14 protein-coding genes and 2 riboswitches are annotated in these 23,503 nt (G+C 36.5%); of the genes, 6 read left to right on the top strand and 8 right to left on the bottom strand.

Annotated elements, in window-relative coordinates; all coding sequences use genetic code 11:
- Positions 1 to 8 precede the first annotated feature (8 nt).
- From ILYOP_RS11335 to ILYOP_RS11310, 6 genes are all read right to left on the bottom strand, one after another.
- On the bottom strand, positions 9 to 935 hold the full coding sequence (locus ILYOP_RS11335) for an ABC transporter ATP-binding protein (protein ID WP_013388639.1): 927 nt from the start codon (positions 933 to 935) through the stop codon (positions 9 to 11).
- A 23-nt stretch (positions 936 to 958) separates the two neighbouring features.
- Complete coding sequence (locus ILYOP_RS11330) at positions 959 to 1,975, bottom strand: ABC transporter ATP-binding protein (RefSeq protein WP_013388638.1); 1,017 nt, start codon at positions 1,973 to 1,975, stop codon at positions 959 to 961.
- A gap of 10 nt (positions 1,976 to 1,985) precedes the next feature.
- The gene (gene opp3C / locus ILYOP_RS11325; protein ID WP_013388637.1) at positions 1,986 to 2,999 is read right to left on the bottom strand and encodes an oligopeptide ABC transporter permease; all 1,014 of its coding nucleotides are present in this window, start codon (positions 2,997 to 2,999) and stop codon (positions 1,986 to 1,988) included.
- Positions 2,992 to 3,936: an ABC transporter permease gene (locus tag ILYOP_RS11320; RefSeq protein ID WP_013388636.1), complete on the bottom strand. Its 945-nt coding sequence runs from the start codon at positions 3,934 to 3,936 to the stop codon at positions 2,992 to 2,994. Before ILYOP_RS11320 ends, opp3C begins: the two co-directional genes overlap by 8 nt.
- 93 nt (positions 3,937 to 4,029) lie before the next feature.
- Complete coding sequence (locus ILYOP_RS11315; protein ID WP_013388635.1) at positions 4,030 to 5,649, bottom strand: peptide ABC transporter substrate-binding protein; 1,620 nt, start codon at positions 5,647 to 5,649, stop codon at positions 4,030 to 4,032.
- A 320-nt stretch (positions 5,650 to 5,969) separates the two neighbouring features.
- Positions 5,970 to 8,723, bottom strand: a complete 2,754-nt coding sequence (locus tag ILYOP_RS11310) for a bifunctional diguanylate cyclase/phosphodiesterase (protein ID WP_013388634.1) — start codon at positions 8,721 to 8,723, stop codon at positions 5,970 to 5,972.
- A 790-nt stretch (positions 8,724 to 9,513) separates the two neighbouring features.
- On the opposite strand from ILYOP_RS11310, the gene ILYOP_RS11305 reads away from it, so the two are divergent.
- On the top strand, positions 9,514 to 10,035 hold the full coding sequence (locus ILYOP_RS11305; RefSeq protein WP_013388633.1) for an NUDIX hydrolase: 522 nt from the start codon (positions 9,514 to 9,516) through the stop codon (positions 10,033 to 10,035).
- A gap of 98 nt (positions 10,036 to 10,133) precedes the next feature.
- Here ILYOP_RS11305 and carB read toward each other — a convergent pair whose 3' ends face one another.
- Together carB and carA are read right to left on the bottom strand one after the other, a co-directional pair.
- Positions 10,134 to 13,343 (bottom strand): carbamoyl-phosphate synthase large subunit, encoded by a 3,210-nt coding sequence (gene carB / locus ILYOP_RS11300; RefSeq protein WP_013388632.1) that lies wholly within the window; start codon positions 13,341 to 13,343, stop codon positions 10,134 to 10,136.
- A 70-nt stretch (positions 13,344 to 13,413) separates the two neighbouring features.
- Positions 13,414 to 14,466, bottom strand: coding sequence for a glutamine-hydrolyzing carbamoyl-phosphate synthase small subunit (gene carA, locus ILYOP_RS11295; protein ID WP_013388631.1), 1,053 nt, complete (start codon positions 14,464 to 14,466; stop codon positions 13,414 to 13,416).
- 554 nt (positions 14,467 to 15,020) lie between these two features.
- A riboswitch (purine riboswitch) is annotated at positions 15,021 to 15,118 on the top strand.
- Positions 15,119 to 15,414: 296 nt separating this feature from the next.
- Between carA and ILYOP_RS11285 the strand changes: the two genes are divergently transcribed.
- The 5 genes from ILYOP_RS11285 to purC all read left to right on the top strand — a co-directional run bounded on the left by ILYOP_RS11285 (position 15,415) and on the right by purC (position 23,502).
- The gene (locus ILYOP_RS11285; protein ID WP_013388629.1) at positions 15,415 to 17,079 is read left to right on the top strand and encodes a formate--tetrahydrofolate ligase; all 1,665 of its coding nucleotides are present in this window, start codon (positions 15,415 to 15,417) and stop codon (positions 17,077 to 17,079) included.
- A riboswitch (purine riboswitch) is annotated at positions 17,066 to 17,163 on the top strand. Its footprint overlaps the gene before it by 14 nt.
- Before the next feature lie 163 nt (positions 17,164 to 17,326).
- The gene (locus ILYOP_RS11280; RefSeq protein WP_013388628.1) at positions 17,327 to 21,052 is read left to right on the top strand and encodes a phosphoribosylformylglycinamidine synthase; all 3,726 of its coding nucleotides are present in this window, start codon (positions 17,327 to 17,329) and stop codon (positions 21,050 to 21,052) included.
- 33 nt (positions 21,053 to 21,085) lie between these two features.
- The gene (purE, locus tag ILYOP_RS11275; RefSeq protein ID WP_013388627.1) at positions 21,086 to 21,598 is read left to right on the top strand and encodes a 5-(carboxyamino)imidazole ribonucleotide mutase; all 513 of its coding nucleotides are present in this window, start codon (positions 21,086 to 21,088) and stop codon (positions 21,596 to 21,598) included.
- Positions 21,599 to 21,616: 18 nt separating this feature from the next.
- Positions 21,617 to 22,744 (top strand): 5-(carboxyamino)imidazole ribonucleotide synthase, encoded by a 1,128-nt coding sequence (purK, locus tag ILYOP_RS11270; RefSeq protein ID WP_013388626.1) that lies wholly within the window; start codon positions 21,617 to 21,619, stop codon positions 22,742 to 22,744.
- Positions 22,745 to 22,791: 47 nt separating this feature from the next.
- Positions 22,792 to 23,502, top strand: coding sequence for a phosphoribosylaminoimidazolesuccinocarboxamide synthase (purC, locus tag ILYOP_RS11265; RefSeq protein WP_013388625.1), 711 nt, complete (start codon positions 22,792 to 22,794; stop codon positions 23,500 to 23,502).
- The last annotated feature ends 1 nt before the right edge of the window (position 23,503 follow it).

The following is a 23,503-nucleotide window of genomic DNA, read 5'->3' as shown; positions in this document are numbered from 1 at the left end:
GCCTTTTTCTATTGTTTAGTCCATTCTACTAATTCCTCTTCAGTACAGAGGACAAAATGTCCTTTTGTTATTTCTGTAAATTTCCCGGCATCATAGTCTATATTACTCTTGTCATAGTATGTTCTTTTTCTTTTTCTCTCTGTAATAGGATTAGGCTGCGGTACTGCTGAAAGAAGGGATTTCGTATAGGGGTGTATAGGGGAATGATAAATCATATCCGCCGTACCTAGCTCTACTATTTTTCCCAAGTGCATAACTGCAATCCTGTCACTTATATACTTTACCATAGAAAGATCATGGGCTATAAAAATATAAGTAAGGTTTCTATCCTTCTGCATTTTTTTCAGAAGATTCACAACTTGTGCCTGGATAGAAACATCTAGAGCACTTATAGCCTCATCAGCGATTATAAAATCAGGCTCCATAACCACTGCTCTGGCTATTCCTATTCTCTGTCTCTGTCCACCACTGAATTCGTGTGGATATCTGTGAGCGTGTTCTTTTGCCAGACCTACAGTTTCCAGTATGTCATAAACTTTTTTTCGACGTTCTTCTTCATCCTTATACAGGCCGTGTATATCAAGTCCCTGAGCTATGATATCAAGAACTTTTTTTCTAGGATTCAGAGATGCCATAGGATCTTGAAAAATCATCTGCATCTTTGTCCTTAGCATCCCCTCTATACTTTTGTCGATTTTCCCGGATATTTTCTCACCCCGAAAAACAACCTCTCCCTCTGTGGGATTGTACAGACGGATAATACTTCTCCCAGTTGTTGATTTTCCAGACCCGCTTTCTCCAACCAGTCCAAGAGTTTCACCTTTATACACATCAAAGGATATTCCGTCCACTGCTTTTACAACTGATTTTTTCCCCATGGGAAAATATTGCTTGAGGTCTCTCACCTGTAAAATTATCTGATCTTTTTCATTCATTGTCTGCACCTCTTTCATATCCTCTAAATCTTCTCTTTCAATACATGGGGCAACTCTACTTTGGGAGCATCCTCGTGAAGCAGCCAAGTGGCGGCATAATGTGTGTCACTTATCTTGAAAAATGGAGGCTGTTCTTCAAAATCAATCTTGAGTGCGTACTCACTTCGAACTGCAAAGGCATCTCCTTTTGGAGGATAAAGAAGGTTTGGAGGAGACCCAGGGATGGCATAAAGCTCCTCTCCCTCTGACTCGAGGTTTGGCATAGAGGCCAAAAGTCCCCATGTATAGGGGTGCCTCGGGTCAAAAAATATCTCCTCAGACTTTCCATATTCCACAATCTTCCCTGCATACATTACAGCCACACGGTCTGCCACATTTGCCACTACTCCAAGGTCGTGGGTAATAAAAATTATGGAAATTTTCATCTTATCCTGAAGGTCTTTTATAAGGTCAATGATTTGAGCCTGTATAGTCACATCTAGTGCCGTAGTAGGTTCATCTGCAATCAATACCTTGGGATTACATGCAAGGGCAATGGCTATGACCACCCTTTGACGCATACCCCCGCTAAGCTGGTGAGGGTACTGCTTAAATCTTTTTTCCGGTTGCGTTATTCCTACAAGATTTATAAGCTCGAGAGCTTTTTCTTTGGCCTCTTTCTTTGACTTATTTTGATTCTCTATGAGACACTCTGCAATCTGCTTTCCTATTGTCATAGTTGGATTTAGAGAGGTCATGGGATCCTGAAAAATCATGGCTATTTTTTTACCACGGATAGCTACCATATCTTTCTTTGGAAGCCTTGTGAGGTCCTTTCCTTCAAATAAAACCTCTCCCTGGTCAATCATTCCGTTTTTTGCCAGAATACCCATGAGCACCTTTGTAGTAACAGATTTTCCTGATCCACTTTCCCCTACTATGGCCAGGGTTTCCCCTTCATACAAATCCAGGTCGACTCCTCTTATGGCAGATACCTTTCCGTTGTGAGTCTCAAATGAGACATGCAAATCTTTTATTTCAATTATTTTATCTTTAACCATTTTTCACCTCTTATTGTTGTTTCATTTTTGGATCTAAGGCATCTCTCAACCCGTCTGCAACGAGGTTAAAACTTAGCATGAGAAAAGCCAGAACTAGGATAGGAGTAACTATCATATAGGGATAAACCAGTACTGATTTATATCCATCGCTTATAAGCACTCCTAAGGAAGCCATAGGCGGCTGCAATCCAAGACCTATAAATGCCAAAAATGACTCATAGAATATAGCATTCGGAATGGAAAACATACTCATAATGATAACCTGTCCAAAAATATTCGGAAGGAGATCCTTTGCGATTATCTGCTTAGAACTGGCACCTAGAGTTTTAGATGCAAGTATAAAATCTAGCTCCTTCATTTTTAGAACCTGTGAACGTACAACACGACTCATCCCTATCCACCCGGTGATAACAAGGGCGAGAGAAATAGACATTATTCCAGGGTTCATTATCATAACAAAAAGAGTGACAATTACAAGATTCGGTATTCCACTCATAATCTCAATTATCCTTTGCATCACCGTATCTGTTCTGCCCCCTACATATCCTGAGATCAGGCCATAGCCCATTCCTATAAGCATATCTATTATTACTGCCAGCAAGGCTATATAAAGAGAAACTCTAGTCCCTATCCATACACGGGTCCAGATGTCCCTTCCTAGACTGTCTGTCCCAAACCAATAGTATACATCCTCAAGTCCTTTTTCAAGATATATATTTTTATCTTCCAAGGTACCGTCAAAAATTCCAATTTTTTCAACCACTGCTATCCTAGGAGGAAGGTTTGCATGCTGCTGTTCTATGCTTCTATAACTGTGTCTGTTCATATGAGGCCCAAGTACGGCAAAAAATATGATGACTGTGATCATTATAATTCCAAAAATCGCACCTTTGTTTTGCTTAAAACGGAGTCTCACATCTTTCCAGAAACTCACTCCCTTGTAGACTATATCTTTTTGTACTTTTTCTTCAGAAAAAACACGTTCAAACATCTCTTTGTCATATACCTTGATGTTGTTATCCATTAGAATCCCCTCCTGTTACTCTGATTCTAGGGTCAATGACTCCGTATAATACATCTATAATCAACATCATAAATATATAAAATATACTATAGAAAAAAGAGATTGCTATTATTACATTAAAATCATTTACACTGATTGCAGTTACAAGCAGATCCCCAACTCCCGGGATACCAAATATTCTTTCAATAACTAGAGAACCAGTCATAAGACCAACAGTCAAAGGTCCTAAAACAGTTATTACAGGAATTAACGCATTTCTTATTGAGTGTCTTGCTATGACCTTTGTAGTTGTTAGTCCCTTTGTTTCTGCCAGTAAGATATAATCTGATCCCAAAACTTCCACCAGTTCGGTTCTCATGAAACGTGCAACTGTAGCTATTACAAACATTGCCAGGGCCATTGTAGGAAGGACACTAGATTCAATAGGGGAATAGATGTCATATGTAAAGGGAAACCAGGATAGTTTGTACCCCAAGAAATAACTGAGCCCCAATGCAAATACATAGGATGGCACCGAAACGCCTATAACTGCAAACATTGTCGTCATGGTGTCCCATATAGTGTTACGGTAAATGGCTGCTATGGCCCCTAAGACTATTCCTATAATTGATCCAAATAAAAGTGCCTGAAACCCAAGACGGGCAGAGACAGCAAGTCTTTTATTTATAATCTCTATAACAGGATAGTTTTTCTGTATAGTGTATGAATCCCCAAAATCTCCCTTAAAAACAATATTTTGCATGTATCTAGAATATCTTATAGGAAGCGGCTTGTCTAAACCGTACTTTTGATCTAGCAATATTTTCTGATCTCTGTTTAGCTTCTCATCATTAAAAGGAGAACCTGGCATTAGTTCTAAAAGTAAAAATAATATCGTCAGGATGACCCACAGGGTAGCTACTGAAATCAGTAATCGCTTTCCGATATATTTCAGCATGTATCTCAACTCCTTTTTTTTAGTCCAAATATTGTAATAAAGCCATAGGCCTTGACTTCCGCCGCCTATGGCTTTATCAGTTAAATTTATATATTAGTCTTCGATAGTCATATTCTTATAGACAAAAGAAATTCCCACTGTATGGTACTCTAGATTTTTTATCTTAGGATTTTTCAAGAATGAGTAACCTCTCTGGTATAGAGGTGCCACTGCTGCGTCTTCTTCTACAAGAAGTTTCTCTGCAGTTTTCATCATTTCCCAACGAGCTTCCGGTTTGGATGCAAGTTCTCCTTTGGATACATCAAAAATCATTTTGTCATAAGCCTCACTGCTATATTGAGGATAGTTTGTAGGATTACCTGTTTCAAACATTCCTAAATATGTAAGCGGATCTGCAAAATCAGGCCCCCAACGTGTAAGTCCAAGGTCATAATCTCCGCTACGCATTAAAGCAAGACGATTTTTCTTTGGCTGAGCCTTTAAGCTTACCATTAATCCAGGAAGATTTACCTGAAGTTCAGATTGCACAAATTCTGCTATTTTTTTATTACTTTCAAAATCATCAAATACTAGTTCTATCTCCATCTTATCTAACTTTAGTTCTGATTTGGCTTTATTCCAATATTCTAGAGCTTTTTCCTTATCATATTTAGTATATGAATCAGAAGTTGCACGGAAATCTTTTGCATCAGGACCTGTTGCAAGACCTACAGGGACTATAAAGTCTGCAGATGTAGAACCGTCATTCATAATATTGTCAACTATATACTGTTTATTTACGGCGTGAGACAGGGCCTTTCTAGCATTAACATTTGAAAATATTTCGTTTTTGAAATTTGGAGCCATATACCATAGATATCCTGCTGGCATCTTAGTCAAAGCCTCATTTGATTTATACTTATCTACAAGCTCTGCAGAAAGTTTTACCATATCCAGCTCATTTTTCTCAAACTTTAAGGCAGCCGTCTGATTATCCTTTATTATACGTATATCCACTCCGTCTATTTTTACACTTGAAGCATCATAGTAATCTGGATTTTTGTCAAGTTTAAATCCGTAACCTCTGTTCCATTCCACCATTTTAAATGGTCCGTTGGCAAGAAGGTCATCAGGTGTCATAGCATACTGGTCGCCTTTTTCTGTTACAAACTTTTCATTCATAGGAAAGAAAGAAGGGAAAGACATTAGACTTATAAAGTACGGTACTGGAACCTCTAAATTAACCTCTAAGGTATTGTCGTCTACTGCTTTTACTCCTAGCTCATCTGTTTTAAGCTCTCCTGATATTACCTTTGAAGCATTTTTTACAGAAGCTATGTCCATAATGAAGTTATATTCACTGGCTATAACCGGATCAACAAGTCTTCTCCATGCAAAAACAAAGTCTTTTGCAGTTACAGGGTCTCCATTTGACCACTTTGCTTCTTTTCTTAGATAAAATGTGTAATTCAGTCCGTCTTCTGAAACCTCGTAAGACTCGGCAATGGCAGGAATAGGTGTTCCTGCACCGTCTACACCGTACAGTCCTTCTATTGTCGCACCTATTGTCTCGAAAGAAAGCCCGTCTGAAGCAAGGTGATGATCCATAGATGCCATTTCTACATCTTTTGCCAATCTAAAATATTTTTTACTCGTTTCTGCTTTTTTACCACAGGCCACAGCTCCGAATATGATCGCCATTATAAAGGCGACCAAGGATAAGTGTTTTTTCATAATTTCCTCCCTTTTGTACTTTCATTTTATGATTTTAAATCATTGTTGATGTAAACTATAAATACCCTGTCTCTTAGGTCGCTAAATTTTATTGAAATACCCTTTTTAATAAAATAATAAAAATATAACAATGGTGCTCTTATATAACTTGGAATAAAATAACGCGCAAATCCTCATAAAATTTAAATCATATACCAAAAAAATAAATTATAATATTACATATATAAGTTTAATACTTTAAGAGATATTTTTCAAGTGAATTTTTTTCTTTTATAATTTCAAAAGTTTATTTTAAAAAATTCCCTATATAAATTCTGTCACTAAATTTGTTCTTTATTTAGAAAATAAGTATCTATATATTCCTTAAAATCAGAAGCTGAAAGAGGTTTGCTGTAATAATATCCCTGTATATTGGAACATCCTATGCCTCTTAAGAATTCCACTTGCTCTTTGGTCTCTGCTCCTTCTGCGATCACATTGATATCAAGTCTTTTTGCAAGATATGTTATTATCTCAGCTATAGAACCGCTGTCTGATTTCGGATAGTCTTTTATAAAAGTTCTGTCTATCTTAATTTTGTCAAAGTTCAATTTTTTAAGGTGAGTCATAGAAGAAAATCCAGTTCCAAAATCATCTATGGCCACAGATATTCCATTCATCTGAAATTCATCTAATTTTGGTTTAACATAATCATAATCATCTACCAAAACCCCTTCAGTGAGTTCTATTTCAAACTGGGAAAAATCAAGTCCGTATATCTCTAAGATATATGTGATCTCTTCCACAAGAAACTCATTTTTAAAATCAGTAGCAGACAAATTAATTGAAATTTTAATATCTTTATGTTTATCAAGTCCCAGAAATTTCGTCTGTCTGGCTACTTCTTTTACTACCCACATACCTAATTTATTGATAACCCCTATACTTTCAGCAATGGGTATAAACTCAGCAGGAGAAACACTGCCCAAGGATTTGCTGTTCCAACGGAGCAAAGCTTCCGCTCCTATAAGCATATCCTTTTCACTGTTTACCTGCGGCTGAAAATATACCTCTAGTTCATTATTTTTGATTGCAAGAGGAAGGTGCTCCTCAATATCTAGCTCTCTTTGTATCTTTTTTTCCAGGGAATTCTGATAAATTAAAAAACTTCTATCTGGATAATATTTCAGTGCCTTTACTGAGAACATAGCCTTCCTCAAAAGTTCTTTAGGAGAGTTACCGTGTTCCGGGAAGAAAACAGCTCCGAAGTCAAACTCAATATTTATATCCTTATCTCTTATCTTTATGGTGGATTTTAGTCTCGAAGACAGTTCTGTAAGAGATCTGTTTATAAAATATTTATCCTCTGAGAATTTGAATATAACAATAAATACATCTTTTGAAATATGAGCTATATTGCCATCGTCACCAGCTAAACCCCTTAATTTTGCAATTACTTCTTCATAAATAATACTTAAATATTCTTCGTTATATTTCATCTCCAGATCATCTATTTTTTTCAATTTCACATACAAAACACCAAATTCATTTTCTTTTTTTATCTCTTCATCTATAAAGCTATAAAACATAAATTCATTTGGAAGATTGGTTTTTGAATTATGAGTCAAAAGATACTCAATCTCCGCCTCTTTCTCCTTTTCCCGTGAAAGGTCTTTTATAACTGAGACGTAATAATCAGTCTTCTTATTTTTTGGATTTATTATATTATTTATCGTCAGAAGTGCAGGGTACTTAGATCCATCTTTTTTTCTGAGCCAGAGCTCCCCTTTCCAGTCACGTCCCTTTTCAAGTTGTTCTTTTATCTTCATATATAGTTTCGGATGCGACTTGTCATAGCTGAATATTTTTGTGTTTAGATTTAATGCCTCTTCTCTTGAATATCCAGTCATTTTTGTAAAGCCTTTGTTCAGGTCTAGTATGTTTCTTTTATGGTCGGTTATTAAAACTGCCTCTTCCACATGACCTAAAATCATCTTAGTTAAGTAAAGCTGATCACTTTCCTTTTTTTTCAGATGGAGGATAGTTATTATTATCGAGCTCAGTAAAAACAACGTAAAAAGTATATAAAACTTCATATTTTTTTTGAATAAAAATTGTTCTGAAAACATCTTTGGTATGTTCTGTTCTTTTATTGTGGTAATAATATTCCAGTAATAATCTGTATCCTCAAAGTACACTGAATCTTTAAAAGTCGGCATAAGTTTTTTAAAGTAAAAAATCCTATCTTTTATTTCAACTGTTTTTTCAGAATTTTTTATAATTTCATTCCATAATTCTGGGATCTCTTTTTTCACTGTGTAGTCTGATGATTTCCCCTCAAACATAAAACCAAAGTTTTTGTCAGAATCTTCATTGGACAGATAATATCCCTCATTATCTGTTAGAAAAAGCTCTACAAAATTCCTGTTATCCCTCAGATAATCTTTAAAGGAGTTTATAAACTTCTGCCCATCATAATTTATAACAACAACTCCAATTATATTTCCAGTTTTATCTTTTACAGCTTTGGAAAATCTTATTACAGGAACATAGGGTTCAATTATTTTCCCAAACTCGATATTTAAGTCTAGATTTGATATGTAAATTCCTTCTTTTTTGGAATTTATACAGTTTGCAAAGTAAGACCTGTCTTTTTTCTGCTGTAGTTTTTCATCTGGAACAACTATTACTTGATCATTTAGCCTATCTACTCTAATGACCTCTTTCCCATCTATACCTATGAACCTCAGTTGTAGGTAGTCTCTTTTATTTCCCATGTAACGCTCAAAGAGTCTTCGGGCTTCAATTCTTTTTTGATAACTCTGATTTTGCATAAAATCTTCAAATTCATTTGCATTTTCTATTATATATACATCCTGAAAAACTTCCTGAAAAAGTGACTGAACGGTCTTTTCGAAAATTTCAGTTTTATTTGAAATTTCACCAAGAATGTTTTTCTTGGATTTTTCAATTTCATACTTGTAGGCACTGTCTATAAGTATACCCACAACCAAAAGTAGCGGAAGGACGATCATTGCTATTTTTATAAAAATTTCAGTTGTTATTTTCTTTATGTTAGTAGGGGATTTTTTCACTGATTCCTCCTGTTGAACTTATCTGAGTTTATTTTATTCAAAACCTGGGAATTTACCCCCAAAATTAATTTAGAGCTTTTTTACTTAAATATAGTTACTGGTTTAAATAAATTACTGACTTTATCCAAAGTTCCGTTACTTTTCCTTGATGAAAAGTAACCAAAAATCAAGTCCTGTGAAAAATAAGCTAAACAACCTTGAAAATCCAAGAAAAACTCGAAACTCGCTACGCTCATACAGTCGATTTTTTCTAAGAATTTTACTGCGGTTATTCTTAACGCTGATTTTGTCAATGGCCAAAAACTTAAAAACCCTTTTTGAGTGAGAAAACTTTGATAAACCTTTGCGCTTGCTTCTTATAGAGAGAACATACGGTTTTATATTTTTTGAATTTTCAAGTCGCAGGGCTTATACAGGAAAGAACCTGGACTAAGCCGTCCTACAGAATAAGTTCCGCAGGGAACCGAGGACTGTAGCTTACAAAGGCGATAAAAGAAATATCTACTTCCTAGACATTTGAAAATTCTTGAACTTTTGGTTACTTTTCTTTCAAGAGAAAAGTAACGAATCCCTATAAATTCAATACTTTAATTTAAAATAACATTATAACAAAATATTTTGGACAATTGAACCAAATTTTTCAACAATATCTAACTATAATAATGTCAATTAATTTCTCAATATAACAAAATAATGACATTCCCCTACAAGAATCCCTTTAATTGGAAGTTTTTTGTTTTTTGTGATAAAATATTTAAATATTATGAATAATTTATTTTAGAGGTGCTTTATGAGATTATTAAAAAAATCTGTTCACAATAGTCTGAACAGTTTAGATGGAAATCCCTATAGAAGAATAGCTGCAAGAGGGATTGTTTTAAAAGATTCAAAAATTCTGATGCTATACACAAAAAGATACAATGACTACAGCTTTCCAGGAGGTGGAGTAGAACCCCATGAGGACCTGATAGAAGGACTGAAAAGAGAGCTTGTTGAAGAGACAGGTGCAAGAGATATAGAGGTTGACGGTCACTATGGCATTTACGAAGAATTTAGACCTGTTCATTATGATGACTTTGACTTTATGCATATGACTTCTCACTTTTATATTTGTAGCATTGCTGACGAATTGGGAACATCAAGCTTAGAAGATTATGAGATCAAAAACGGGATGAGTGCACTTTGGATCGATATCCACGAGGCTATTGCTCATAATAAAGAAGTAATATCAAAAAAAGATGAAAAAATGGGACTTTCCATTGAAAGGGAAACCCAGGTCTTAGAGCTTATTGCATCAGAATTATTAAATTAAAACAAAATTATTAAACTGCAATTCTTCATTAAAAAGGGTGATCCTCAAGTAGTTTTTCTACCTGGATCACCCTTCTTTAATGGATTATTTCTTAAGTTTTATATTTGTGATATGTCATACACTTTGAGTTCTTTGTTCAGATGAATATTTTTCTCCATAATATTAAGTATAGCATTTAAAGTATCAAGGGAAGTAAGAACCTCCACTCCATATTCAATTGCAGTTCTTCTTATTCTGAACCCATCTCTCATGGCGTCATTGGCCTTAGTTGCAGTGTTTATTAGCAGGTCTATCTCTCTATTCTTAAGTTTATCAAGAATATTTGGATTTTCCTCAGATATTTTATTTACCTTTTCTGCAGTGATTCCGTGTGTCTCAAGGAATTTCTGAGTTCCCACTGTAGAAAATAATTTACATCCCTGTCCTATAAGTCTCTTTGCAAGAGGTAAAAACTCCTCTTTATCCTTATCTCTTATGGTAACAAGAACATTTTTATTTTTTATCTGACTCAGCCTGTATCCACCTACAAGTCCCTTGTAGATAGCTTCATCTAGACTTTCAGACACTCCTAATACTTCACCTGTAGATTTCATCTCAGGTCCTAGGGAAACTTCTACATTTCCAAGTTTTTCTGTTGAAAACACAGGTACTTTTACAGCGTAGACATTTGGTTTTTTATAGATTCCTGTTCCATATTCCATATCTGCCAGTTTTTCACCTAACATTACTTTTGTGGCCAGCTCTATCATAGGAACTCCTGTTACCTTTGATATATAAGGAACAGTTCTAGATGATCTAGGGTTTACTTCTATTACATATATCTCATTTTCAAAGGCTATAAACTGAATATTCATCATTCCGCTTATCTCTAACTCTTTAGCTATCTTCTTGGCATAGTCTAAGATTTTTACCTCTGTACCTTCATAAAGATTCTTAGAAGGATAAACAGTTATCGAATCCCCTGAGTGAACTCCAGCTCTTTCTAGATGTTCCATTATTCCAGGTATAAGTACATCTTCCCCATCACATATTGCATCTATTTCTATCTCTATACCATTTAGGTATTTATCTATAAGTACTGGATTTTCAGGATCTCTGTCAAAAGAAGCTTCGAGATATTTTACAAGGTTATATTCATCGTGACAGATTTCCATTCCCTGCCCTCCAAGAACATAAGAAGGTCTAACAAGCACAGGATAACCCACTGAATTTGCAATCTCTATTCCAGGCTCTATTTTCCAGACAGCTCTTCCTTTTGGTCTCTTTATATCTAGTTTTTCCATCATTGCTTCAAATCTTTCTCTATCCTCTGCCTCATCGATCTTGTCTGCAGAAGTACCTATTATCTTTACCCCAGCTGCTGCTAGATCATTGGCAAGTTTTATAGCTGTCTGTCCTCCAAACTGAAGAACCACACCTTCAGGCTGCTCTTTTTCGATTATATTCATTACATCTTCTGTAATAAGTGGCTCAAAATAAAGCTTGTCTGCAGTAGAAAAGTCAGTAGATACAGTCTCAGGATTATTGTTTATAATGATAGTTTCTATTCCCATCTTCTGAAGGGCTTTTATACTGTGAACCGTACAATAGTCAAATTCTATTCCCTGGCCTATTCTTATTGGACCAGAGCCAACAACAAGTATTTTTCTTTTGTCAGAAACAGTTACTTCATCATAGATATCATAGGTAGAATAATAGTAAGATGAAACTGCATCAAATTCTGCTGCACAAGTATCTACCATCTTGTATACAGGTCTGATATCAAGCTCTTTTCTCTTAGCGACAATATCCGCCTCAGAGACATTCATAAGAGCCGCTATTCCTTTATCAGAGAAACCTTTTTTCTTTAAATTTCTTAGGGTATGCTTATCCATATCTTTTAAAGTACTTCTTTTGAGAAGTTCTTCCTGTTTTACTATCCACTCTATTTTTTCCATGAAAAACTTATCCATACCGGTAATCTTTTGGAGTTTAGACTTTACATATCCACGTCTTAGCATCTCTGCTGCTACAAATATTCTCTCGTCATCAGGTCTCATTACGGCATTTTTGAGCTCTCTGATTGACATTTTCTTAGCTACAGGATGCTCCATATTATACTGACCTATTTCCAGGGATCTTATCCCTTTTAAGAAGGCCGCCTCAAAATTATTTCCGATAGCCATGATCTCTCCTGTTGCCATCATCTTAGTTCCGAGTTTTCTGTCTGCTTTCTTAAATTTATCAAATGGCCACTTAGGTATCTTTACTACACAGTAGTCAAGTGCAGGCTCGAAACATGCATAGGTCTGACCTGTAACTTCATTTTTTACCTCATCTAGGGTATAACCAAGAGAAAGTTTTGTGGCAACTCTTGCAATAGGATATCCTGTGGCTTTTGATGCAAGGGCTGAGGATCTTGAAACTCTTGGGTTAATCTCTATAATCGCATACTTAAACGACTTTGGATGAAGGGCAAACTGAACGTTGCATCCACCGATTACACCGATCTCATTTATTATTTTTATAGATGAAGTTCTAAGCATCTGATACTCTTTATCAGAAAGAGTCTGAGATGGAGCCACAACTATAGAGTCTCCTGTATGTATTCCCACTGGGTCAATGTTTTCCATATTACACACTGTGATACAGTTTCCATTCTCGTCTCTGATTACTTCATACTCTACCTCTTTCCAACCTAAGATAGACTTTTCTACTAAAACCTGTCCTACCCTTGAAAGCTTTAGACCTTTAAGAAGTATGTCTTCTAGTTCCTGAGGATCGTTGGCTATTCCTCCTCCTGATCCTCCTAAAGTATATGCAGGTCTAACTACAAGAGGATAACCTATCTGGGCTGCAAATTCTAGACCATCCTTTAGGTTTTCAACTATCTTACTCTCGATGGTAGGTTCCCCTATTTTTTTCATTGCATCTCTAAATAGGTCTCTGTCCTCTCCTCTTTTTATGGAATCGATGGGAGTTCCTATTACTTTTACATTATATTTATCTAAAATTCCGCTGTCATAAAGTTCAACCGCTATATTCAAGGCAGTCTGTCCACCCATTCCAGCCAATATGGAATCAGGTCTTTCTTTTTTTATCACCTTTTCTACAAATTCTATGGTAATAGGCTCTATGTAAATCCTGTCTGCAACTGCTCTGTCTGTCATTATAGTTGCAGGGTTTGAGTTTATAAGTACAACCTCTATACCCTCCTGCTTTAAGGCTTCGCAAGCTTGAGTTCCTGAATAATCAAACTCCGCCGCCTGACCTATCACTATAGGCCCAGATCCGATTACAAGGGTTTTCTTTATTGATTTATCTAACATAGTTTCCTCCTAAAATATGAGTTTATCTGATCTATCTAAAAATATCTGTCCGACTTTTCTTTTAATTTTTTTATTTATCTATAGCTTTTAGAAAATCATCAAAGATATATCCAGAATCCTCAGGTCCGGGACAAGCTTCAGGGTGATACTGGATGCTCATTACTTTCAGTTCATCACTTTTCATTCCCTCTACAGAGTTGTCATTTAGATTCACATGAGTGACCTCTACACCTTCTGGCATTTTATCTACCACATAGCCGTGGTTTTGAGCCGTGATAAAAATCTTGTTTTTCTGAAGGTCCTTTACAGGATGATTTCCACCTCTGTGCCCGTATTTTAGTTTTACTGTGCTTCCTCCTAGAGCCCATGCCAGAAGCTGATGCCCTAGACAGATACCTATAAGAGGCATTTTACCTACTATTTTTTTTATCTCGTTTACTGTGTCTGTAAGATCAGCAGGATCTCCAGGACCATTTGACAGGAAAAGACCGTCTAGGTCATGTTTCAGTATCTCTTCGGCAGTTGTTCCAAATGGAAATACAGTGAGTTCACATCCACGTTTTTCAAACGATCTCAATATATTTTGCTTTATTCCAAAATCCATTACCCCGATTTTTTTACCTTTACCAGGTATTACATATTTCTCCTGACTTGAAACTTCCTTCACAGCGTATCTATTGGAAAAATTATCAAATTTTTCTTTAAGTTCTTTCTGAGTCAGCTCTTCTGTCGTTATTATCGCCTTACATGTTCCTATTTCTCTTATAATTTTTGTAAGTTGTCTTGTATCTACACCTTTAAATCCCATTACCTTGTGTTGCTTTAGGTATCCGTCTAGAGTCATCTCACATCTAAAGTTATTTGGATATTTTCCTTCCTCTCTAACAACAAGACCTCTTACCTTTACGCTGTTTGATTCGGTGTCCTCTAGGTTTATTCCGTAGTTCCCTATAAGTGGGTAGGTCATAACCACTATCTGACCGTAATAAGACGGGTCAGTGAGAAGCTCTTGATATCCAGTCATACTCGTATTAAAAACCAATTCTCCTGTAGTATCTTTAAAATAACCAAACGCCTTTCCATCGAAAGTCATTCCGTTTTCTAGGATTAACTTAGCCTTCATGTAATAATCCTCCTTCATTATATAAAAAGTGTTTTTGACTAAAAAAAAAGGAATAACACTGATAATATCAATCAGTCATTATTCCTAAAATTTAAATAATTATTAAAAATAAATATATTTGAAATATTCACTATAAATATCTCAACTGGAAAATCTAAAAATATATTGGAAATAGATAGAGGTGAAAACAATTGTTTTAGAATGTTTTTTTTCTTGTAATCGAACATCAGATTTCCCCCTCTTTATTAAAAAAATTATCAAGAAGTAATATATCAAAACTTAGTCTTTCTGTCAACTGATATGTTTTTAAAAAATTTTAAGAAAATTATAAAACTCAATCTCAAAGGTACTTTCACATGGAATATCAAAAAAAAGAAATTTTTGATATTCCATGTGAAAGTAAAATATTCAAAAGAGGAAAAAAATCCAGATAGTTATTTAATAATTTTTTTACCCCTTTATTTTAAAGGATTTCCTTCCTCTCAAATAGTAATACAGATGTTTTATTTTTTGACAAAAGCCACTTTTCGTGGTAAAGTGGCCTGGTAGAAAAGAAATTCGCAATTTGTAACACTCGTATAATCCCGTAATCTGGTCGGGAGTCTCTACAGCTAACCTTAAATTAGCTACTATGGGTGAAGTGACCGGACTTATTCATGTCCCGACATTTACTTCATTCCATATATGATAAATGTCGGATTTTTATGATTTTTGAGGAAGGAGGTTTACACGTGCTGTTATCATTTTTTTCACTTTTGGGCAACTATATAGGCCAACTGAAGATCAAATGGTACGGGATAAGTGTGGACTTCGATATATTTTTTCATAGAAGGCCTAAGTACGCATTAATCTTTAATTAATGTGAACTTAGGTTTTTTAAATACCAAAATTGTAAACTTAGGGAGTTTAAATATAAATTATACAGAAAAAATTGGAGGGTTTTAGCAGATGAAAAGTGATATTCAAATTGCTCAAGAAGCCAAGTTATTAAAAATCAGTGAAGTGGCAAAAACAATCGGTCTCAGTGAAGATGACTACGAGCAGTACGGAAAGTACAAGGCAAAGGTAGATCCTAATTTACTAAGAAAACTGGAAAACAAGGAAGACGGAAAACTAGTACTTGTAACAGCTATTACACCTACTCCTGCAGGAGAGGGAAAATCAACTGTTTCAGTAGGACTTACTCAGGCTCTAAACAGGTTAGGAAAAAAATCAATTGCCGCCTTGAGAGAACCTTCTCTAGGACCTGTATTCGGAATTAAAGGAGGAGCCACAGGGGGAGGACATTCCCAGGTTATACCTATGGAGGATATCAACCTTCACTTTACTGGGGATATTCATGCTATAGGGGTAGCACACAACCTTGTATCTGCATGCATCGACAACCACTTAAAATTTGGAAACACTCTTAATATAGATATAACAAAAATTACATGGAAAAGAGTCATGGATATGAACGATAGGTCTCTTAGAAATATCGTCATCGGACTTGGGGGAACTGCAAACGGAATTCCTAGAGAGGATTCTTTCCAGATTACAGTTGCTTCTGAGATAATGGCTGCTATGTGTCTGGCTGACTCTATAGCTGACCTAAAGGAAAAAATCGGAGAGATGGTCTTTGCATATAGTACTGCAGGAACGCCTCTAAAAATAAAAGACCTCAATGTTCAGGGAGCAGTTGCTGCTCTTATGAAAGAGGCCATAAAACCAAATCTTGTGCAAACTTTAGAAAATACTCCTGTATTCATACACGGAGGACCTTTTGCAAATATAGCTCACGGATGCAACTCATTGCTAGCTACTAAACTAGCCCTCAAACTTTCTGACTTTGCTATAACAGAGGCCGGTTTTGCAGCTGATCTCGGAGCCGAGAAGTTTCTTGATATAAAATGTAGAAAAGGTGGGCTGACACCAAACTGTGTTGTTGTGGTAGCTACTGTAAGAGCCCTAAAGCACCACGGGGGAGCAAAAGATCTATCAGTTCAGGATCTTGATGCCCTTCAAAAGGGACTTTCAAACCTTGAAAAACATATAGAGAACATGAAAAAATTCAATCTTCCGGTAGTTGTGGCCATGAACAGATTTGTCACAGACACAGAGAGTGAATTTGACCTTATAAGAAAAGTATGCTCAGATCACAATGTACCTGTAGCCGACTGCGATGTATGGGCAAATGGCGGTGCAGGTGGAGAAGAACTTGCAAAACTTGTCATAGGAGAAATCGAAAAAGGCGAGGACAACTATACTCCTCTATACTCTTTAGAAAGCTCTCCAGAAGAAAAAATAGAAATAATTGCAAAGGAAATCTACGGTGCCGACGGTGTTGTATTCTCTCCTAAGGCAAAGAAAACAATAAAAACTATTGTGGAAAACGGATACGGAGAACTTCCTATCTGTGTGTCTAAAACTCAAAAATCAATTTCTGACAACCCGGCCCTTCTAGGAAGACCGGAAAACTTTACAGTAACTGTGAATGAAATAAGACTCTCAGCCGGTGCAGGATTTCTAGTAGCCATGGCAGGAAATATCATTGATATGCCTGGACTGCCTAAGAAACCTTCAGCTGAACTTATAGATATAGATGAAAACGGAAAAATAACAGGACTATTTTAAAATCACTCATATAATCCCGTAATATGGTCGGGAGTTTCTACTGGTCACCGATAATGGCCTTCTATGAGTGAAAGTTTATGGGATTAATCACCCAGGTACTTTCACTCTGTAAAGTACCTGGGTTTTTTGTATACAATATTAAAAAAGCAGGTATTTTATAAATATTTAGTATCTTGATTTAGTAGGTATATGGCCACACTGAAGTGTGAAGGTTATTAAAAAAAATAAAAGGTTTTAGGGGGAAGTAATGAACTACCGTATCTATGTTGAAAAGAAAGACGGATTTGATGTAGAGGCTAAGGGGCTTCTAAATGAGCTTAAGGAAGGATTTAAGCTTGAAAAGCTCCAGAAGGTAAGAATCTTAAACAGCTACGACATATTTGGAATTACTAAAGAGGAGCTGGAAAAAGCCAAAAGAACTATATTTTCAGAAGTTGTTATGGATCAGGTCTATGACACCTTAGATCTTAAGGAAGAAAAATATTTTGCGGCAGAATTTTTACCAGGTCAGTTTGATCAGAGAGCAGATTCAGCGATACAATGTCTGAACCTCGTATCAGAAAAAAATCAGAATGTAGAAGTTACAAGCGGAAAAATCATTATCTTCCAAGGGGAGATAACTGACGAGCAACTAGAAAAAGTAAAGAATTTCTATATCAACCCTGTGGAAATGAGAGAGAAAAATCTTGAAAAACTTCATATCGAATCTGTTGAAAAGCCAACAGAGGTACCTTTTATCAAGGGGTTCACGAAATTTAGTGAAGAAGAGATGGAAGCTTACAGATCTAAAGAAGGCTTTGCTATGACTCTAGATGATATGATGTTTGTACAAAGTTATTTTAGAAATACAGAAAACAGAGACCCTAGTGAGACTGAGATAAAAGTTTTAGATACTTACTGGTCAGATCACTGCAGACATACAACATTTGAGACCAAAATAAAAGAGATAGTATTTCCTAAAGGTAGATTTCAAAAGGTTCTTCAAGAAACCTTTGACCAATATCTTGAAAGCAGAGAGTTTGTCCACGGAGAAAAAATAGACAAAAAACATATCTCCCTTATGGATATGGCTACCATCTCTGGTAAAGAACTTAGAAAATCAGGAAAATTAGATGATCTTGAAGTGTCAGAAGAGATAAATGCCTGCTCGGTATATGTAGACGTTGATGTAGACGGCATAACTGAAAAATGGCTCCTTATGTTTAAAAATGAAACCCATAACCACCCTACTGAGATAGAGCCTTTCGGAGGAGCATCCACTTGTTTAGGAGGAGCCATAAGAGACCCTCTTTCAGGAAGATCTTATGTATACCAGGCAATAAGAGTTACCGGATCTGCTGATCCTCTCGAAAAATTAGAAGATACAATGCCTGGAAAACTTCCTCAGAAAAAAATTACAAAGGGAGCTGCCCACGGATACTCAGCCTATGGTAACCAGATCGGACTTACTACAGGTCATGTGTCAGAGATATACCACTCTGGATACAAGGCAAAAAGAATGGAGGTAGGAGCTGTAGTTGGTGCAGTGCCTGCTGACTGGGTAAGAAGAGAGAGCTCGGCACCTGGGGATATAGTCGTTCTACTAGGAGGAAAAACAGGAAGAGACGGATGCGGAGGAGCTACTGGTTCTTCTAAAGAGCACACTGACGAATCCCTTGCTACATGCGGTGCAGAGGTACAAAAAGGAAACGCTCCTGAAGAGAGAAAAATCCAAAAATTATTTAGAAATCCTGAAGTTACAAAACTTATAAAAAAATGTAACGACTTTGGTGCAGGAGGAGTTTCAGTTGCCATAGGGGAACTAGCTGACGGGTTAGAAATAGATCTAGATGTAGTACCTGTAAAGTACGAAGGCCTAAACGGTACAGAACTTGCTATCTCTGAATCACAAGAGAGAATGGCTGTAGTTATAGAAGAAAAAGACAGAGATCAGTTTATAGACTTAGCTGACAAGGAAAATCTCCTTGCTACAGTGGTAGCTACAGTAACAGACAGAAATAGACTTGAGATCTTCTGGAAAGGAAACAAGATAGTAGATATCTCAAGAGATTTCCTAGACACAAACGGTGTCACTCAGGAAAACAATGTAGAACTTGAGGCTCCGGCTGAGTCCTCACCTCTTGAGCAGGAACTTTTCTCAGAAAAAGAAGGAAAAGAAAGATGGCTTAAGATGTTAGCCTCTCTAAATGTATCCTCGCAAAAGGGACTTATGGAGATGTTTGACTCCTCTATAGGGGCATCTACAGTCCTTATGCCATTTGGAGGAAAGTACCAGATGACTCCTACAGACCTAAGTGTGCAAAAGTTCCCACTCCTAAAGGGAGAGACAGATACGGCTTCGGCTATCTCTTGGGGATATGACCCTGCTGTTTCCTCATGGTCACCTTTCCACGGAGGAGCCTATGCAGTAGTAGAATCATTAGCAAAGATCGTAGCTGCAGGAGGAGAATGGTCTAAGATCAGACTCTCATTCCAGGAATATTTCCAAAAACTAGGAAAAGACCCTGTAAACTGGGGAAAACCATTTTCTGCACTTTTAGGTACATTATTTGCTCAAAAACAGTTTGAGATAGCGGCAATCGGTGGAAAAGATTCTATGAGTGGAACCTTTAATGAAATTCATGTACCGCCAACACTGATTTCTTTCGCAGTGTCACCTGTAAAGGCCAGTGAAGTGATATCTCCAGAATTTAAAAAGGCAGGAAACAAGATATATCTTATAAAACATGATATGACTGCAGACCTAATGCCAAACACAAAGGAATTAAAAAGAAACTTTAACTATATGTATGAAAATATAAAATCTGGAAAAATAATCTCGGCAATGACACTGAAAAAAGGCGGAGTTGCAGAGGCCCTTGCAAAGATGAGTTTCGGAAACAGAGTAGGGGTAAACATAGAAAACCTTGAAGAAAACTTATTTAGGCTCGGCTATGGTTCATTTGTAGTAGAAGCTACTGAAGAACTCTCTGGAAAAAATATCGTCTTCTTAGGAACAACCACTGAAGAAGAAAATATAACAGTGGGAGATACAGTAATCACTTTAGAAGAGGCTGAAAAAACATGGCTAAAGACTTTAGAACCAGTATTCCCATATGAAACAAAAGAGGAGAAGAAAGATTATATCTGGACTCCTTACAAGGCAAAAGAGATTATCGTTGCTAAAAATAAAATAGCCGATCCAAATGTATTTATCCCTGCATTCCCAGGAACAAACTGTGAATATGATGCTAAAAAAGTCTTTGAAAAGGCAGGGGCGACTACTTCTGGAATGACTTTTAAAAATCTTACACAAAAACATATAAATGAGTCTATCGAAGAAATGCTAAAGGAACTCAATAAATCTCAGATACTTATGATTCCAGGAGGATTCAGTTCTGGAGATGAGCCTGATGGTTCTGGTAAATTTATAGCAACGGTGCTGTCTAATCCAAAGGTAGCTGACGCTATAGCCAAATTCCTAGAAAGAGACGGTCTTATCCTAGGTATCTGTAATGGATTCCAGGCACTTATTAAGTCGGGACTTCTTCCATACGGAGAGATCGGAAAGGTGACTGAAGATTCACCTACCCTTACATTTAATAATATAGGAAGGCACATCTCGCAGATGGTGTCTACAAAGGTGACATCAAATAAATCTCCTTGGTTCTCTGGTATAGAGGTGGGAACAGTCCATGAGATTCCTGTATCTCACGGAGAGGGAAGATTTTATGCCAATGAAGAAGTGGCTATAAAGTTATTTGAAAACGGCCAGGTGGCAACCCAGTATGTAGATTTTGAAGGGAAGCCTTCAAGTGAGTTTAAATTTAATCCAAATGGATCTGTGTATGCCATAGAGGGGATTACATCTCCAGACGGTAAGATCCTTGGTAAAATGGGGCACTCTGAAAGAATTGGAGATAACCTTTATAAGAACATTATAGGGGATAAGGAACAGAAGATATTTGAAAACGGAGTAAAGTATTTTAAATAATAATAGATATCTTATTCACAGGAAGGAAGAATAATGGGGAAAATAGGAATAATCATGGGAAGTGACTCTGATCTGCCAGTAATGAGTGCTGCCGCAAAAATATTAGATGAATTTAAAATAGATTATGAATTGACTGTGGTTTCGGCTCACAGGACAGTGGATAAAATGTATGAATATGCAAAAACAGCAGATGAAAGAGGTATCGACGTTATCATAGCCGGTGCAGGTGGGGCAGCCCACCTTCCTGGTATGGTGGCGGCAATAACAAGTGTACCTGTTATAGGGGTTCCAGTTAAAAGCTCGAACTTAAGCGGTCTTGATTCGCTGTTGTCTATAGTACAGATGCCTGGTGGAGTACCTGTGGCAACTGTGGCAATAAACGGAGCAAAAAATGCCGGAATACTTGCAGCAAAAATAATCTCTATAAGAGACAAGGCAGTGAAAGAGACAGTAAAAAAATATATGGCTGATATGAAGGAAGAAGTAGAAACAAAGGCCGAAAAAGTAGAAGAATTGGGATATGCTAAATATCTCGAAAGCATGTAGTTTGGGAGGAGAAACCAGTTGAAAAAATTAGGAATTATCGGCGGCGGACAACTTGGAAAGATGACGATTCTTGAAGCTAGAAAAATGGATATCTATACCTGTGTCCTTACAGAGGAGCATCCTTCTCCTGCCAGCGAGATCTCAAACGAATATATTATAGGAAGCCTGCACGATGAGGATAAGATAAGAGAGATATCTGAAAAATGCGATGTACTTACCTACGAAATAGAGCACATAAATGTAGAAGTCCTGAAAGAACTTGAAGCAAAGGGAAAAAAGATATTCCCATCTTCAAGGGTAATAGAGATAATTCAGGATAAGTCAAAACAAAAAGAACTATTAGATGAAAAAAATATTCCTACTTCAAAATGGAAAAAAGTAACAAAAGATAACCTAGAGGAACTGAAAAAAGAGTTTGGATTTCCCGTTGTACAAAAGAGCTGCAAAGGCGGATATGACGGCAGAGGGGTCTTTATTTTAAAAGATGAGTCTGATATAGAGAAGATGATCCAAGGAGACTCTTTCTTTGAGGAATTTATAGAGTGTGATAAAGAGATTGCAGTAATGGTTGCAAGAAATTTTAATGGTGATATCGCTACTTATCCAGTGGTGGAAATGGTGTTTGATGATAAAACAAATATATGCGATACTGTAGTTGCACCTGCTAGGATAACTGAAGATCAGTGCAAAGAAGCCAAGAAATTAGCACTTCAGTGTGTAGAGGCTCTTGATGGCGTAGGAATATTTGGTGTGGAAATGTTCCTTACTAAAGAAGGTAAAATACTCATCAATGAAGTTGCACCGAGACCTCATAACTCTGGACACTACACAATCGAGGCATGCAAAACATCACAGTATGAACAGTTTATAAGGGCTGTTTTAAACTATAGTTTAGGAAATTGTGACCTACTCTCTCCTGCCTGCATGGTAAACATCTTAGGCGAGGATGGCTATAAAGGAAAAGTCAAGGTTATCGGTATGGATGAGATGATGAGTGTCGACGGGGCTTATCTTCACCTTTACGGAAAAAAAGACACAAAACCATTTCGGAAAATGGGACATATAACGGTCCTAAGTGATTCAGAAGAAGAAGCATGTAAACTGGCATTAAAAGCCAGAGAACATTTGAAAATAATAAGTGAATAGCAATTATGGCCAAAATAATCTTTTATAAATCGGGAGGAAAAATAGAAATGATAAAAAAGGATATGGTGTATGAAGGAAAGGCTAAAAAAGTTTACTCTACAGAAGATCCAAATCTAGTTATCATCCACTTTAAAGATGACGCCACTGCTGGAAACGGTGCTAAAAAAGGGACTATCGAAAATAAAGGTATTTTAAACAATAAAATCACTGCCACTCTATATGAAATTCTAGAAAAAAATGGAATAAAAACTCACTTTAAAAAGATGCTAAACGAAAGGGACCAGCTTTGTGAGAAGGTGGAGATCATTCCTTTAGAGGTAATAGTGAGAAATGTAATAGCAGGTTCTATGGCTGCTAGAGTAGGTATAGAGGAAGGAACAGTGCCTTCAAACACTATATTTGAAATCTGCTATAAAAATGACAAGTACAACGATCCCCTTATCAACGACCACCACGCTGTGGCAATGGGTGTAACTACTTATGAGGACCTTGCAAAAATATATGATACAACTGCTAAAATCAACAACCTTCTGAAAGAAACCTTTGATGAAGAGGGAATTACTCTTGTTGATTTTAAAATAGAATTTGGAAAAAATAAAGACGGTGAGATCCTTCTTGCAGACGAGATAACACCTGATACTTGCAGACTTTGGGATAAAGAAACAGGTGAAAAACTCGATAAAGACAGATTCAGAAGAGATCTCGGAGGTATCGAAGAAGCTTATATCGAGATTTTAAAAAGGCTGGGTGCTAAATAAA

Source organism: Ilyobacter polytropus DSM 2926, assembly GCF_000165505.1.
In the GTDB taxonomy this organism is placed as follows: domain Bacteria; phylum Fusobacteriota; class Fusobacteriia; order Fusobacteriales; family Fusobacteriaceae; genus Ilyobacter; species Ilyobacter polytropus.
The sequence above is the reverse complement of the archived record's forward strand: the minus strand, read 5'-3'. Positions and strand labels throughout refer to the sequence as shown.